The sequence below is a fragment of the Streptomyces lydicus genome, assembly GCF_001729485.1.
Lineage (GTDB): Bacteria > Actinomycetota > Actinomycetes > Streptomycetales > Streptomycetaceae > Streptomyces > Streptomyces lydicus_D.
In genome coordinates this window covers 7,591,609-7,604,504 of record NZ_CP017157.1, presented here as the reverse complement: position 1 = coordinate 7,604,504, position 12,896 = coordinate 7,591,609, and the positions used below count along the sequence as shown (strand labels likewise).

At 71.0% G+C, this 12,896-nt stretch carries 13 protein-coding genes; 6 read left to right on the top strand and 7 right to left on the bottom strand.

Going from position 1 to position 12,896, the window contains the following annotated elements; translation table 11 throughout:
• Positions 1–7 precede the first annotated feature (7 nt).
• The 4 genes from SL103_RS33000 to SL103_RS32985 form a co-directional block, all read right to left on the bottom strand.
• A complete protein-coding gene (locus SL103_RS33000) occupies positions 8–1,570 on the bottom strand; it encodes an SCO6880 family protein (RefSeq protein WP_069572611.1) in 1,563 nt (520 codons plus the stop codon).
• Entirely contained in the window at positions 1,567–2,886 is a 1,320-nt protein-coding gene (locus tag SL103_RS32995; RefSeq protein WP_069572610.1) for a hypothetical protein, read from the bottom strand. Before SL103_RS32995 ends, SL103_RS33000 begins: the two co-directional genes overlap by 4 nt.
• Positions 2,876–3,733, bottom strand: a complete 858-nt coding sequence (locus SL103_RS32990; RefSeq protein WP_069572609.1) for a hypothetical protein — start codon at positions 3,731–3,733, stop codon at positions 2,876–2,878. The genes SL103_RS32995 and SL103_RS32990 overlap by 11 nt, the downstream gene beginning before the upstream one ends.
• Positions 3,734–4,313: 580 nt before the next feature.
• Complete coding sequence (locus SL103_RS32985) at positions 4,314–4,622, bottom strand: hypothetical protein (protein ID WP_033266422.1); 309 nt, start codon at positions 4,620–4,622, stop codon at positions 4,314–4,316.
• Between the two features lie 460 nt (positions 4,623–5,082).
• Between SL103_RS32985 and SL103_RS32980 the strand changes: the two genes are divergently transcribed.
• Both SL103_RS32980 and SL103_RS32975 read left to right on the top strand, forming a co-directional pair.
• Positions 5,083–6,084 carry a C40 family peptidase gene (locus SL103_RS32980; protein WP_069572608.1) on the top strand — a complete coding sequence of 334 codons (1,002 nt, stop codon included), beginning with the start codon at positions 5,083–5,085 and terminating at the stop codon, positions 6,082–6,084.
• Positions 6,085–6,289: 205 nt separating this feature from the next.
• Positions 6,290–7,030, top strand: a complete 741-nt coding sequence (locus SL103_RS32975; protein WP_069572607.1) for a phosphatase PAP2 family protein — start codon at positions 6,290–6,292, stop codon at positions 7,028–7,030.
• 111 nt (positions 7,031–7,141) lie between these two features.
• Here the strand turns inward: SL103_RS32975 and SL103_RS32970 are convergent, their stop codons facing one another.
• Positions 7,142–8,734, bottom strand: a complete 1,593-nt coding sequence (locus SL103_RS32970; RefSeq protein ID WP_069572606.1) for an FAD-binding oxidoreductase — start codon at positions 8,732–8,734, stop codon at positions 7,142–7,144.
• A gap of 297 nt (positions 8,735–9,031) precedes the next feature.
• Positions 9,032–9,208 (bottom strand): hypothetical protein, encoded by a 177-nt coding sequence (locus SL103_RS38145; protein ID WP_164492924.1) that lies wholly within the window; start codon positions 9,206–9,208, stop codon positions 9,032–9,034.
• Positions 9,209–9,379: 171 nt separating this feature from the next.
• Between SL103_RS38145 and SL103_RS32965 the strand changes: the two genes are divergently transcribed.
• Together SL103_RS32965 and SL103_RS32960 are read left to right on the top strand one after the other, a co-directional pair.
• A complete protein-coding gene (locus tag SL103_RS32965; protein WP_069572605.1) occupies positions 9,380–10,234 on the top strand; it encodes a hypothetical protein in 855 nt (284 codons plus the stop codon).
• 148 nt (positions 10,235–10,382) lie between these two features.
• Positions 10,383–10,571 carry a hypothetical protein gene (locus SL103_RS32960; RefSeq protein WP_208870073.1) on the top strand — a complete coding sequence of 63 codons (189 nt, stop codon included), beginning with the start codon at positions 10,383–10,385 and terminating at the stop codon, positions 10,569–10,571.
• A gap of 6 nt (positions 10,572–10,577) precedes the next feature.
• On the opposite strand, the gene SL103_RS32955 is transcribed toward SL103_RS32960, so the two are convergent.
• Positions 10,578–10,994 carry a metal-sensitive transcriptional regulator gene (locus SL103_RS32955; protein WP_069572604.1) on the bottom strand — a complete coding sequence of 139 codons (417 nt, stop codon included), beginning with the start codon at positions 10,992–10,994 and terminating at the stop codon, positions 10,578–10,580.
• 194 nt (positions 10,995–11,188) lie between these two features.
• Between SL103_RS32955 and SL103_RS32950 the strand changes: the two genes are divergently transcribed.
• Complete coding sequence (locus SL103_RS32950; protein WP_069572603.1) at positions 11,189–11,809, top strand: DUF47 domain-containing protein; 621 nt, start codon at positions 11,189–11,191, stop codon at positions 11,807–11,809.
• 9 nt (positions 11,810–11,818) lie between these two features.
• Complete coding sequence (locus SL103_RS32945; RefSeq protein ID WP_069572602.1) at positions 11,819–12,817, top strand: inorganic phosphate transporter; 999 nt, start codon at positions 11,819–11,821, stop codon at positions 12,815–12,817.
• Positions 12,818–12,896: the final 79 nt, after the last annotated feature.

Genomic DNA, 12,896 nt, shown 5'->3' with positions numbered 1-12,896 from the left:
AGCGGCTTTAGCGGCGGATTCCGGTCGCGAACGGCAGGGTGTTGACGAACGCCCGGTGGTGTTCGCGGTCGCACCACTCCAGCTTCAGATACGACTTGCCGGCGGAGGCGCGGATGGTGCGCTTGTCGCGGGCGAGCGCCTCGGGCGAGCGGGAGGAGACCGTGATGTAGCCGACGAGGTTGACGCCGGCCGCGCCGGACGCGAGGTCCTCGCCGCGCTGGTCGACCCGGCCGTGGTGGGCCACGTCGCGCGGGTCCACCACCCGGTTCATCTTCGCCGCGCGGCTGGCCTCGGCGTCGTCGTTCGTCTTCTCCGTCAGCATGCGCTCGATGGCGATCTCGGTGGGCTCCAGGTCCATGCAGACCGCGACCGTGCGGATGACGTCCGGGGTGTGCACCAGGAGGGGGGCGAGGAAGTTGACGCCCACCGGGGTCAGCGGCCACTCCTTGATCCAGGCGGTGGCGTGACACCAGGGCGCACGGGTCGTCGACTCGCGCGTCTTGGCCTGGAGGTACGTCGGCTCCATCGCGTCGAGCTCGGCGGGCCAGGCGTTGCGCTTGCTCATCGCCTGGATGTGGTCGATGGGGTGGTCCGGGTCGTACATCGAGTGGACCAGGGAGGCGAGCCGGGCCTGGCCGAGGGGCTGGCGGACCCGGATGTCGGCCTCGGCGAGCCGGGCGCAGATGTCGGTCAGCTCACGGGCCATCACCACCGCCAGGCCGGCGTCCCGGTCGAGCTTCTTGCGCAGCAGTCCGCCCTGGTGCATCCGGGCGGCGCGGGCCATGGTGTGCGCCTCGGTGGCCAGCTCGCGGGTGTAGTGCATACAGGCGACGAGGTAGGCGCGGTGCTGCTCGGAGGAGGTGGACACCATCGACTGCAGCTGGTCGTAGGACTCCTGCAGCCAGCGGGGGGAGGTGGCGTCGCCGCGCTGGGTGACGTCCTTGGCGTGCGCGTCGGGGTCGGCGGGGAGCGTGCGCGCCAGCATCTGAAGCCGGGTCACGAAGCCGTCCCCGTTGGCGACGTGCTTGAGCAGCGTGCCGAACCGGTCGACGAGGGCCTCCTGGTCCTCGCTGTCGCGCAGGCCGACGCCCGGGCCCTCGATCTCGATGGCGGCCGTGACGGTGCGGCGGTCGGCGTGCAGCAGGACCGCGATCTCGTCGGGGCCGAACGGCGCGGCCAGCCAGTTGATCCGCCCGATGCCGGGCGGCGGGCCGATCTCGACCTCCCGGCCGTCCATCCGTACGCCCGCCTCGGCGGCGCCGGAGCGGTAGGTGGCGCCCCGGCGGACCGTACGGCGGAAGCTGCGGCGGATCTCGAACCACCGGTAGAAGGTGCGGCCCTTGTACGGGACGTAGACGGCGGCGAGGCCGAGCATCGGGAAGCCGGTGAGCGTCACGATGCGCAGCGAGAGCACCGGCACCAGCAGGCCGCACATCATGCCGAGGAAGGCACCCGCGATGATCAGCGCGATCTCACCGGTCTCGCGGTTCTTGCCGACGATCGCGTTGGGCCGGGCACGGCCGATCAGATATGTGCGACGTGGCGCGATCGGGTGGGACTGCGTGCTCAACGCCCATCACCTCCTGCTGTCTTGCCGGTGCGGGCGCTGCTGCCGGGAGTGGGGTTCGTACGGGGGGCGGGGGTGGCGGGGGGCGGGGTCTGGCCGCCGCCGGAGCGGGAGCCGTGCGCCGCGACGCCACCGGAGACCGCGTCGGCCGGCCGGGACTGGCCGCCCTGCGCGCCCTGCTGCCCGTCGCCGCCGGAGGCGCGGGAGCTGTGGGTCTTGATGCCCTGGGACACCAGCGCGGCGGGGGAGCTGAGGACGGCCGCGGCGGTGTTCTCCGCCCCGCGGCTCATCCGGTTGTTGCGGGACGCGGCGATCTCGTCGCCGAAGCCGGGGACGAAGCGGTAGATCACCGCGCTGGCGAAGATGGCCAGCAGGATGATCGCGAGGCCGGAGACGACGGCGGAGATGGCGTTCGGCCCCTTGTTGGAGGACAGGGCGCCGGCGATGCCCAGCACGATCACGATGACGGGTTTCACCATGATCACCGCGATCATGATGCCGGCCCAGCGGCGCACGTGGCCCCACATGTTCTTGTCGACCAGGCCGGCGTACACGACCGTGCCGAGCAGCGCCCCGACGTACAGCAGCGCGGCTCGGATCACCAGCTCCAGCCACAGCACACCGGCGGCCAGCACGGACACCAGCGACACCACGATCAGCATGATCGGCCCGCCGCCGATGTCGGTGCCCTTCGTGAGCGCCTGCGAGAACGACCCGAAGAAGGTGTCGGTCTGCGCTCCCGTGCCCTTGGCGATGATCTGGGTGACGCCGTCGGTGGCGGAGACGACGGTGTAGAGGATCAGCGGGGTGAACGCGGAGGCCAGCACCGTCAGCCAGAGGAACCCGACCGCCTCGCTGATCGCCTCGGTGAGCCGCACCCCGCGCACCGCCCGCTTGGCGACGGCCAGCAGCCACAGCACGAGCGTGAGCACGGTGGAGGCGGCGAAGACGACGGCGTACTGCCGCAGGAACGCCGCGTTGGTGAAGTCCACCTGGGAGGTGGCGTTCACGGCGTCGGACAGCTTGTCGACGATCCAGGCGGCGGCTTTGGCGCAGCCTTTGGCCAGGGAGTCGAGGGGGTCGAGGGGGTTGGAGTCGGTGAGCCCACCGCCCGGATTGGACGTCCCGCCTCCGCTGCCGCCCGTGCTTCGCTGCTCGCACAGCTCCTTGGCCTTGTCCGAGAGCAGATCGCAGGGGCCGTCGCTCGGCTTGGGAGACGGAGCCGCGAAGGCGCGGCCGGTGAGGACCACGAGCGTGGCCTGCAGTCCGGTCAGTGCCGAGACGACCGCGAGGGCCCGGCGTCGGTTGTTACCTCGCATAGGTGAACCCTCCGAAACCTTGGACCGCCTGGGACATGTCCTTTGCCGTGGCAGCGGTCTGGTCGCCGCCGACCGGCGCCGGTCCGGCCTTCGGCGTGAAGCCGACGACCTTCCAGTCCCCGTTGACCCACTGCAGCTGCATCGTGGACGTGTACCAGCTCTCCGCGACGGGATTCTGGGAACCCTGGCCCGCGATGCCGAACAAGAGGGAGTACCAGACGGAGACCTTGGCGGTGGTGGCTTCGAACTTCTCGGTCTTGGTGCCGACCGGGTTGGCCCGGGACACAAAAGTCATCCCGCCGGGTGCGGTGCCGTCCGGCTTGAGGCCGATCCGGCCGAGGAACTTCGGGTCCGTGTAGACCTTTCGCAGGCTGTCCTTGCGCGCCGTGGCCGCCGAGGGGGTGTAGACGGCGTTGACGATCGTGTCGCGCTGGTTCGACTTGTACATCCCGTCACTGGACAACGCCACCACATAGTTCGCCGCCGCCGACTGTGCCCCCTGTTCCGTCTTGGCGAAGCCCGTGGCGATGCCGCTGGTCTTGCCGGCGACCGGCTTGGTGCCGGTGGGGGAGGTGGGGCGGGCGGCGTCGGCGGCGGGGCCCTTGGCGGAGTCGTCGGGGGATTCGTTGTTGCCGCTGCCGTCGCGGTTGGCGAAGGCGATGGCCGCGAGCAGCAGGACGATCACGCCGACGATCGTGACGAGGTTGCGGCTGGACATGCCCGTCCGGGGCCGGCGTCCCGAGCCGTAGAGGTCGCCTTCGCTCCCGGGAAGTCTGGTCCGTGTCTGGCCCGCCTCGGAACCGCGGTGGCCGTCGCCGCCGTAGCCGCCGTCGTCACTGAGACTCATCGCGCCTGTGCCCCCTCTACCGCCGTCGCCGTCCGTGCCGTCGTTGTGCCGCCCTCATATGACCGTAGCCGCGTGGGAGGCAGCTCGGGCGAAGTGGTACGAGTACATCTCACCGTGACGGGTCCTCAGATGCGGTGCGGCGGAGGCGAATGGGGGACTCTGGGCTATTTGTGCGCATCGCTCGTCCCGCCTTCGCCGTTGCTTCCGTAGGGCCTCGTGGCCCCGGGTCCACCTGTCCCCGCGCGGCGGGCGGCGCAATCGGTCCGCTGGTCGCGGGCGTGCGGAGGGCAGGGGGCGGGCCCCGTCGGGCCGGGGTGCGTGGGCGTCAGCATGGGGCCTCGGCAGGGGAGATGCGGCCGGTGGAAGCGGGTGGAGGCACGGGACGGCGGAGAGAGGACGGGCGGGGGCGCATGGGGCGGCGCGGGGACGGCGCCTGCCCGGGGTACGGGCCCCGGCGGTCGTGGAAGGGGTGGCGGGTGTCCGGAGACGCCCGCACGGAGCCCCGGAGCGGCCGCCGCGGCAGGACCTAGGGCCTGGGGCCTGCCTTCCGGGGCGTCCGGGACGGTTCGCACGGCACGGCCTAGACCGCCATGCCGTAGACGATGGTGAACAGCGTCCCCAGGGAGCCGATGATGAAGACGCCGGTCAGGCCGGCCACGATCAGGCCCTTGCCCTGTTCGGCGCTGAAGGTGTCGCGCAGCGCGGTGGCGCCGATGCGCTGTTTGGCGGCGCCCCAGATCGCGATGCCGAGGCACAGCAGGATCGCGACCGCCATGACCACCTCGACCATCACCCGGGCCTCGTTGCCCAGGCTGCCGAACGGGCCCCAGTCCGGGGCGATTCCGCCGATGATGGTGGTGATGTCGCCCTTTTCGGCCGCAAGAATCATGTGTGACATCTGCGCCATGTGTGAACTCACCGCCCCTTTATGGGTAGTTAACTGTCCGTGCCCGTGCCGGTGTGCGCGGGCCCCGTATCTATCTTCGCTGACGAAGACGCCGTCAGAAGTCGACTTGGCGCCTTTCTTTGACGGATCCGATGGTGGTGGCGTGTGCGGGCGGGCGCACGTCATCCATTGAACTGACTAGTCTCACCGTGTGTATCACGGGCGATAACCCTGAGCAATGATCATCGGGGCGGCGGCGCAGTGGTAAACGGGGACCGGCCGCGGGCCTCGGTTTTCCGGGGCCCTCGGCCAAGTGTCGCTCATACGGCGGCGCGCCGGGTGTCGCCGTCTGTGGCGCCGTGCCCCGGTTCGGAGCGCCCCCTGCGCCTCCCGTGTGACGCAACGCGCAGCGACCGGCCGGAAAAAGGCAGTGAACCGCGCCTGAATGGGGGAGGGTTGTGGCGTGCGTAAATTCTGGGTGGCCGGTGGGCTCGGGGCAGGGCTGGTGCTGCTGCTCGGGCTGCTCCTGATCGGTACGTACGTGGCGGCGGCCGGGCTGGCCGGGATCGGCGGCCGGGCCCTCGGGCTGGCCAAGGGGGCGGTGCCGGCCGAGTATCTGACGCAGGTGCAGAAGTGGGGGACGCTGTGTCCGGCGATAAGCCCCGCGCTGCTGGCGGCGCAGCTCTATCAGGAGAGCGGCTGGAACCCGAGGGCGCAGAGTCCGGCGTCCGCGCAAGGGATGGCGCAGTTCATCCCGGCGACCTGGCAGACGCACGGCGTGGACGGGGACGGCGACGGCAAGCGGGACGTGTGGGACCCGGAGGACGCCATCGCCTCGGCCGCCTCGTACGACTGCGAGCTGGCCAAGTACGTGAAGGACGCGCCCGGTGACGCGACGCACAACATGCTCGCCGCGTACAACGCCGGCGCGTACCGCGTGATCCAGTACGGCGGGGTGCCGCCGTACCGCGAGACGCAGAACTACGTGAAGACGATCACGACGCTGGCGAAGAGCTTCGAGGCGCCGGCCGGGCCGGTGGCGCCGTCGAAGCAGGCCGCGGGCGCCATCTACTACGCGCAGGACAAGCTGGGCACGCCGTATCTGTGGGGCGGCACCGGGACCGCGGCGCAGAACGGGCGGTTCGACTGCTCGGGGCTGACCAAGGCCGCGTACCACTCCGTGGGCATCGAGCTGCCGCGGGTGGCGAACGACCAGTGGAACGCCGGGCCGCACCCGAAGCGGAACGAGTTGCTCCCGGGTGACCTGGTGTTCTTCGCGTACGACCTGAAGGATCCGCGGTCGATCCACCATGTGGGGATCTATGTGGGCGGCGGGTACATGATCAATGCGCCGTACACCGGGGCCGTGATCCGGTTCGACAAGATCGACACGCCGGATTACCTTGGCGCGACCCGCGTGACCTCGGATGGCGCAAAAGCGCTCCCCGCTGCGAACGCTGCGTGAACATAGGGCCCTGAACTGCAGCGATGAGTCAAGCTTCGATAACGTCCTGGTGATCATCCGGTGGAGGGTGGAACGACCGGGGCGGAGAGGGCGTTTCCTTTGCGTGGGGACGTAGCAACGCTCGAAGCAGCACACGCTCGACGACCACGGGGGCCGGCAGTACACCGAGGCGCTCGCGCGCGCGAAAGATAAGGGGCCGCGGCAGATGGCTGGACTCGCACTCGAGGGGCCGAACCCCGACGTCGACGTGCTCGACGGCATCAACGGCCTTGCGAAGGACGCCCCCCACTGGGTCAACACGGCCATGGAGTACATCGGCGAGTACGGCATCATCGCCACGCTCGGTGTGCTCTGCCTGGTCGCCTGGTGGTCCGCGCGCCGCCGGCCGGGCGCGCCGGCCGCGGTCGCGGGTCTGGTCTGGGCGCCGCTGGCCGCCGGTATCGCGCTGCTGGCCAACATCCCGATCCGGGGATTCGTCGAACGGCCGCGGCCGTTCAAGGACCACGCCGGCCTCACCGTCCTGATCCCCGGCAAGAGCGACTTCTCCTTCGTCAGCGATCACGCGACGCTGACCATGGCGGTCGGTGTCGGCCTGTTCATCGCCAGCCGGAAGTACGGCGTGATCGGCATCCTGCTCGCGCTCGCCGAGGGCTTCTGCCGCGTCTACATGGGCGTGCACTACCCGACCGACGTGGTCGGCGGCTTCGCGCTCGGCACCGCCGTCGCACTGCTGCTCGCGCCGCTCGCCCAGGCCCTGCTGGTGCCGCTGATGACGGCGATCGGCCGGTCGAAGCTGGCGTGGCTGGTGCGGGCGCCCGGCGTCGCACCGGAGCCGGCCGGCCCGGGCGGCCGCCCGGGGCAGGACGGTGAGGGCAGCCGGGTGGTCGCCACGGGATCGGCGCTGCCGAACGGCCACAAGGAGCGGGACAAGGACCTGGCGGCCTGAGCCGGCGGGCCCGGTACGGCCCCCGAGCGGGCCGGTGAAGACCTGGCGGATGCGGACGGCCCGGCCCCCTCGTGGGGACCGGGCCGTCCGTGTGTCCGCTCGCCGGGCGTCTCAGAGCGCCTGCGGGAAGGTGCTGAACAGCCGCTGCGGGTCGTAGGTCCGCTTGACCTCGGCGAGCCGGCCGGCGGCGGCGCCGTAGTAGGCGGTCTTCCAGTCGGTCAGGCCGGGGTCGGTGTAGTTCTGGTACGCGGCGCCCGAGGAGTACCGCTGCATCGCGCCGTGGAAGGAATCCAGCCAGGCTGTGCGGGTACCGGACGAGCCGCTCGCCGGCCAGGAGGCCAAGTACTGGGCGAGGAACCGCGATCCGCGGTGCACGAAGGCGGTGTCGGTGCGGCCGACGCGGTTGACCGCGCCGCCCAGCGCGGTCAGTGCCACGTTCCCGGTGACGCCCTTGCGGCCGCCGCTCTCGATCTGCTGCAGCAGGGTGTGGATGCCGGCCGCGGAGAGCGACCGGTCGAAGAAGTGCGAGCGGGCCGCGTAGGTCTCGCGGCCCAGCTGCCCGCCGCCGGTGTGGCCGGGCAGCGAACCCGGCATGTGGCACTGCGCGGTGGACTTGGACGAGCAGCCCGCGTACGCCTCCATCGCGTCCAGGTAGCCGATCGGGGTGAGGTGGACGGTGGAGGCGGGGCCGGGGCCGCCCGCCTGGTCGGCGAGCTTGTCCACGGCGTTCTGCAGCTCGCGGTAGCCGCCCAGGGAGAAGGCCGCGACGGAGACCGCCGGGGTGCCGCCGGGGCGGGCGTCGAGATGGCAGGCGGACCAGATCTCGTCGGCCTGTACGGGACCCCACTTCTGCCAGGAGCCCAGCACCTTCGCCGCCTTGGCCCACGGCCAGGTCATGTACGCCATCACCGCGCGCGGCGCCGGATGGGTGCGGAAGCGCAGCTCGGTGACCACGCCGAAGTTGCCGTTGCCGGCGCCGCGCAGCGCCCAGAAGAGGTCGGAGTGCTGCTTGCTGTCGCAGTCGACGGTCTTGCCGTCGGCCGTGACCACGGTGGCGCCGACGAGGCTGTCGCAGGTCAGCCCGTACGCGCGGGAGACCACGCCGTGGCCGCCGCCGAGGGTGAGGCCGGATATGCCGACGGTGGGGCACGAGCCCCCGGGTATGGTCACGCCGTGCGCGCCCAGGCCCTCGTAGACGTCGATGAGCTTGGTGCCGGCGCCGATCCGGGTGATCCCGCCCGAGGGGGTGGAGACCTTGGACAGCGAGGAGACGTCAATGATCAGTTTGCCGTTGCCGCTGGACCAGCCCGCGTAGGAGTGGCCGCCGCTGCGGATGGCGACCGGGGCGCCGTAGCGCCGCGCGAAGGCGAGGCACTCGGCGACGTCCGACGGGTGCTTGACGTACGCGATGGCCGACGGCTTCAGCGTGTCGTAGCGGGTGTTGTAGAGCTTCCGGGCGGTGGCGTAGGCGGCGTCGGAGGCCCGTATGAGCCGGCCGTCCAGGCTCTTGCCGAGGGCGCTCCAGTTGGCCTGGGTCGCCCGGGCGACGCTCGCGGGCACGGAGGCCGCACGGGTCTGTGCGGCGTCGGTCCCGGCGGTGGACGCCGCGGCCGCCTTGCCGGTCTTGCTGTCGCAGCCGGTGGCCCAGGCGACCGATGTCGCCGCCAGTCCGGTGCCGGCCTGCAGGAGTGTGCGCCGCTTCACTGGGATGAGTCCCCCTCGATGTCGTACGGTCTCGCCCGCGCGAGGGGCCGGGGCGGATCGAGGTGCCGTGGCCACGGGCTCGACGCCGCCGGCCGTGGTCGCGCGGGGCGCGTGCCGGGAGCGCGGTGCCGGGCGGTGCGGCCGCGTGCTGCTTCCCCCGCCCACCGCGCCCGGCATGCGCCACACCGTCCGGGACTGTCCGGTTCCGGGCTTGCAGTCCGTTATCGGCGTGGTGCTGTTGCTTCTCTCATTACCCAGATGCGGTAAGGGCGTTGGGGGTTCCCGGAACGGACTTCCTCATTCCAGCGGGCTGCCGGCACCGGGCGTCCCGGCGTCGGTCAGGTGGCGCTCCGCGTCCGTGCGCGCCTGTGAGCGGGCGCGCCGGGCCGGCCCCCGCCAGCCGCAGGTACAGCGGGCCGTGCAGAAGGAGCCGCGTTCGGTGGTGGAGGTCGCGTGGGGGACTCGGTCGGGCACCCGGCCACGCTACGCGCCCCAGGTGGCGTTGCGTGACGAGCCCCCGTAACGGTCGTTGAACGGATCGGTCGACGGAACGTCAGGTGCGGTGTGGGCGGAACGTCCGACCCTCCCGAGCGGACCGGCCGGCCAGGCCGGTCCCGAAGAAGCGGCCGAGGGGGCTCGTACGCGATGGTGGTGCAGGACAGGCGAGGCGGCGCGGCCGCCGTGGCCGTGGCGTGCGGGACGGGTCTGGCGGTCGGGCTGCTGGCGACGGGCTGTTCCCCCGACGGCGCCGCGGCCGACGACCAGGGGCCGGCCGGCCGGTCCGCCGCCGCGGACGTCCGGGCCGTCGCCGACGCCCTGGTCAGGGCCCGCTCCGCCGGGGTGCGTACGGCCATGGAGACGGTGAGCGGCGGTACCCGCGTCGCCATCCGCGGTACCGGCGGTTACGACTTCACCACCGGCACCGGGCAGCTGCGCGTGGTGCTGCCCGATCCGGCGGGCAGGCCCGCCGAGGGCCGCCAGCCGATCACCGAGATCCTCGCGCCCGGCGCGCTGTACATGAAGAACCGCGGGGCGGGGGTGCCGGCCGACAAGTGGGTGCGGGTGGACACCGCCTCGCTCTCCGACGGGAACCTCGTCACCGGAGGCGCCACGGACCCGCTGGCCGCCGCCGAACTGTTGCGCGGCGCACGGCAGGTGACGTATCAGGGCGAGGAGTGGCGGGACGGCGTGCGGGTGCGGCACTACCGCGGCACCACTGACATCGGGGCGGCCGCCCGGGTGGCGTCGCCCCGCACCCGGCCGGCCCTGCTGGCCGCGGAGCAGGGCTTCACCACCGATGTCGTGCCGTTCGACGCGTATCTGGACGAGGCCGGGCGGCTGCGCAAGGTGCGCCAGCAGTTCCGCTTCGCCAACGGGGCGCCCGAGGGGGCGTCGGTGATCTCGACCACGGAGCTGTCGGACTTCGGGAGGCGGGTCGTGGTGCGGCTCCCGGACCGGCGCGACATCTACGCCGGGAAGATCGCCTCCGGCACGTCGTAGCGCGGATCTCACGGAAGCGTGGCCCGGCGCGTGACGGGGCCCGTGCCGGAGGGCGGAAATGGTCCATACGTGCCATGCGCGGAGCGTGCGCTCCTCTTTACGCTGGGCGTTAACCGCCCCAGGCGTGGGAAGGCGCTCGAAGGAGGAGGTGTGGCACGTGGCCGGACACCGTCATGCGACCGTGCAGGACCACGTGGCCCTCGTCGAGATCGACCTGACCGGTGAGCTGATGATCGCGGCGGCGGCCGCGAGTGAGGATCGGCTCACCCCGGACCGTATCGACGAGGTGCTGGACGTGGACGGGGAGCAGCGGGACCCGGCGGGCGGGCCGGCGTAGCCGTCGTCAGGTGCGCAGCATCCGCTCGATCGCCTTGGTCGCTTCCTGGACCTTGGCGTCGATGGCCTCGGGGCCCTTGACGGCCGCGTCGGCGACGCAGTGCCGCAGGTGCTCCTCCAGGAGCTGCAGACCGAAGGACTGCAGGCCCTTCGTGCTCGCGGAGACCTGGGTGAGTATGTCGATGCAGTAGACGTCTTCTTCGAGCATCCGCTGCAGTCCGCGGATCTGGCCCTCGATGCGGCGCAGTCGCTTGAGGTGTGCGTCCTTCTGCTGTGCGTAGCCGTGGACGCCGGGCGAGGGGGAAGTCTCTGCGGTATCGGTCACGGTCCGGTGCTCGGTGAGGGGGGTGTCCGCGGGCTGCGAGGCGGGGCGGGCGGCGGCGGCGCGGGTGCTGCCGTTGGTGTCGGCGTCCGTGGTCGTCATGGCCGTCTCCCGTGGTATTTAGGCGATCTGTATACCCCTGGTGGGTATATGGTACCGAACTTTGCGGGCACCTGCGGTACCCCGTGCAGAGCATGCTGCCCGATGGGCGACACTGAGGGAATGCCGGTTAGCTGTGGCTGGATGATGCGCCTAGCATCAACTCGACCGAATCCGATGCACCCCGAGGATTTCACGTGCGCTTTCGTCTGACCCCCAGGGAGACGAGCTTCTACGACATGTTCGCCGCCTCCGCGGACAACATCGTCACGGGCTCCAAGCTCCTGATGGAACTGCTCGGGGCGGACGCCTCCGCACGGGCCGAGATCTCCGAACGGATGCGCGCGGCGGAGCACGCGGGAGATGACGCGACGCACGCGATCTTCCACCAGCTGAACTCCTCGTTCATCACGCCGTTCGACCGCGAGGACATCTACAACCTCGCCTCGTCGCTCGACGACATCATGGACTTCATGGAGGAGGCCGTCGATCTGGTCGTCCTCTACAAGGTCGAGGAGCTGCCCAAGGGCGTCGACCAGCAGATCGAGGTGCTGGCGCGGGCGGCGGAGCTGACCGCCGAGGCGATGCCCAACCTCCGCACGATGTCGAACCTCACCGAGTACTGGATCGAGGTCAACCGGCTGGAGAACCAGGCCGACCAGATCCACCGCAAGCTGCTCGCGCACCTCTTCAACGGCAAGTACGACGCCATCGAGGTCCTCAAGCTGAAGCAGATCGTGGACATCCTGGAAGAGGCGGCGGACGCGTTCGAGCACGTCGCCAACACGGTCGAGACCATCGCGGTCAAGGAGTCCTGAGCGCCGGCCATGGACACCTTCGCGCTCGTCGTGACCATCGCGGTCGCGCTCGGTTTCACCTATACCAACGGCTTCCACGACTCCGCCAACGCGATCGCCACCTCGGTCTCGACCCGGGCGCTGACCCCGCGGGCCGCGCTGGCGATGGCCGCCGTGATGAACCTCGCGGGTGCCTTCCTCGGCTCCGGGGTCGCCAAGACGGTCAGCGAGGGGCTGATCGCCACGCCGCAGGGCAGCAAGGGGATGGGCATCCTCTTCGCGGCGCTGCTCGGCGCGATCGTCTGGAACCTCGTCACCTGGTACTTCGGGCTGCCCTCGTCGTCCTCGCACGCGCTGTTCGGCGGGATGGTCGGTGCGGCCCTCGCCGGCGGCACGACGGTCATCTGGTCCGGCGTGATCGAGAAGGTCGTGCTGCCGATGTTCATCTCGCCGGTCATCGGCCTGGTGCTCGGCTACCTGGTGATGGTCCTGATCCTGTGGCTCTTCCGTAAGTCCAACCCGCACAAGGCCAAGCGCGGCTTCCGCATAGCCCAGACCGTCTCGGCCGCGGGCATGGCCCTCGGCCACGGTCTGCAGGACGCCCAGAAGACCATGGGCGTGGTGGTGATGGCCCTGGTCATCGCCGACGTCGAGGACCCGAACGCGGCCATCCCGATCTGGGTCAAGCTGGCCTGTGCGATCACCCTCTCGCTCGGTACGTACGCGGGTGGCTGGCGCATCATGCGCACCCTCGGCCGCCGGATCATCGAGCTGGACCCGCCGCAGGGCTTCGCCGCGGAGACCACCGCGGCCTCGGTCATGTACACCGCGTCGTTCATGTTCCACGCGCCGATCTCCACCACCCACGTCATCACCGCGGCGATCATGGGTGTCGGCTCGACCAAGCGCCCGCGCGCGGTGCGCTGGGGCGTCGCCAAGAACATCGTGATGGGCTGGTTCATCACCATGCCGGCGGCGGCGCTGGTCGCGGCGTTCGCGTACTGGCTCATCGAGCTGGCCTTCGGCTGACCCGCACGACAACGCAGTGGGCCCGCCCCCCCGGGAAGGAGGGGCGGGCCCTTCGTCGTGCGGTGGCACCGCCATGCAG

Coding starts and splice junctions, on each gene's coding strand:
- SL103_RS32975 (WP_069572607.1), top strand. CDS start 6,290: ATGGCTGGACTCGCACTCGAGGGGCCGAACCCCGACGTCGACGTGCTC.
- SL103_RS32955 (WP_069572604.1), bottom strand. CDS start 10,994: ATGACGACCACGGACGCCGACACCAACGGCAGCACCCGCGCCGCCGCC.
- SL103_RS32945 (WP_069572602.1), top strand. CDS start 11,819: ATGGACACCTTCGCGCTCGTCGTGACCATCGCGGTCGCGCTCGGTTTC.
- SL103_RS32990 (WP_069572609.1), bottom strand. CDS start 3,733: ATGAGTCTCAGTGACGACGGCGGCTACGGCGGCGACGGCCACCGCGGT.
- SL103_RS32985 (WP_033266422.1), bottom strand. CDS start 4,622: ATGATTCTTGCGGCCGAAAAGGGCGACATCACCACCATCATCGGCGGA.
- SL103_RS32965 (WP_069572605.1), top strand. CDS start 9,380: ATGGTGGTGCAGGACAGGCGAGGCGGCGCGGCCGCCGTGGCCGTGGCG.
- SL103_RS32995 (WP_069572610.1), bottom strand. CDS start 2,886: ATGCGAGGTAACAACCGACGCCGGGCCCTCGCGGTCGTCTCGGCACTG.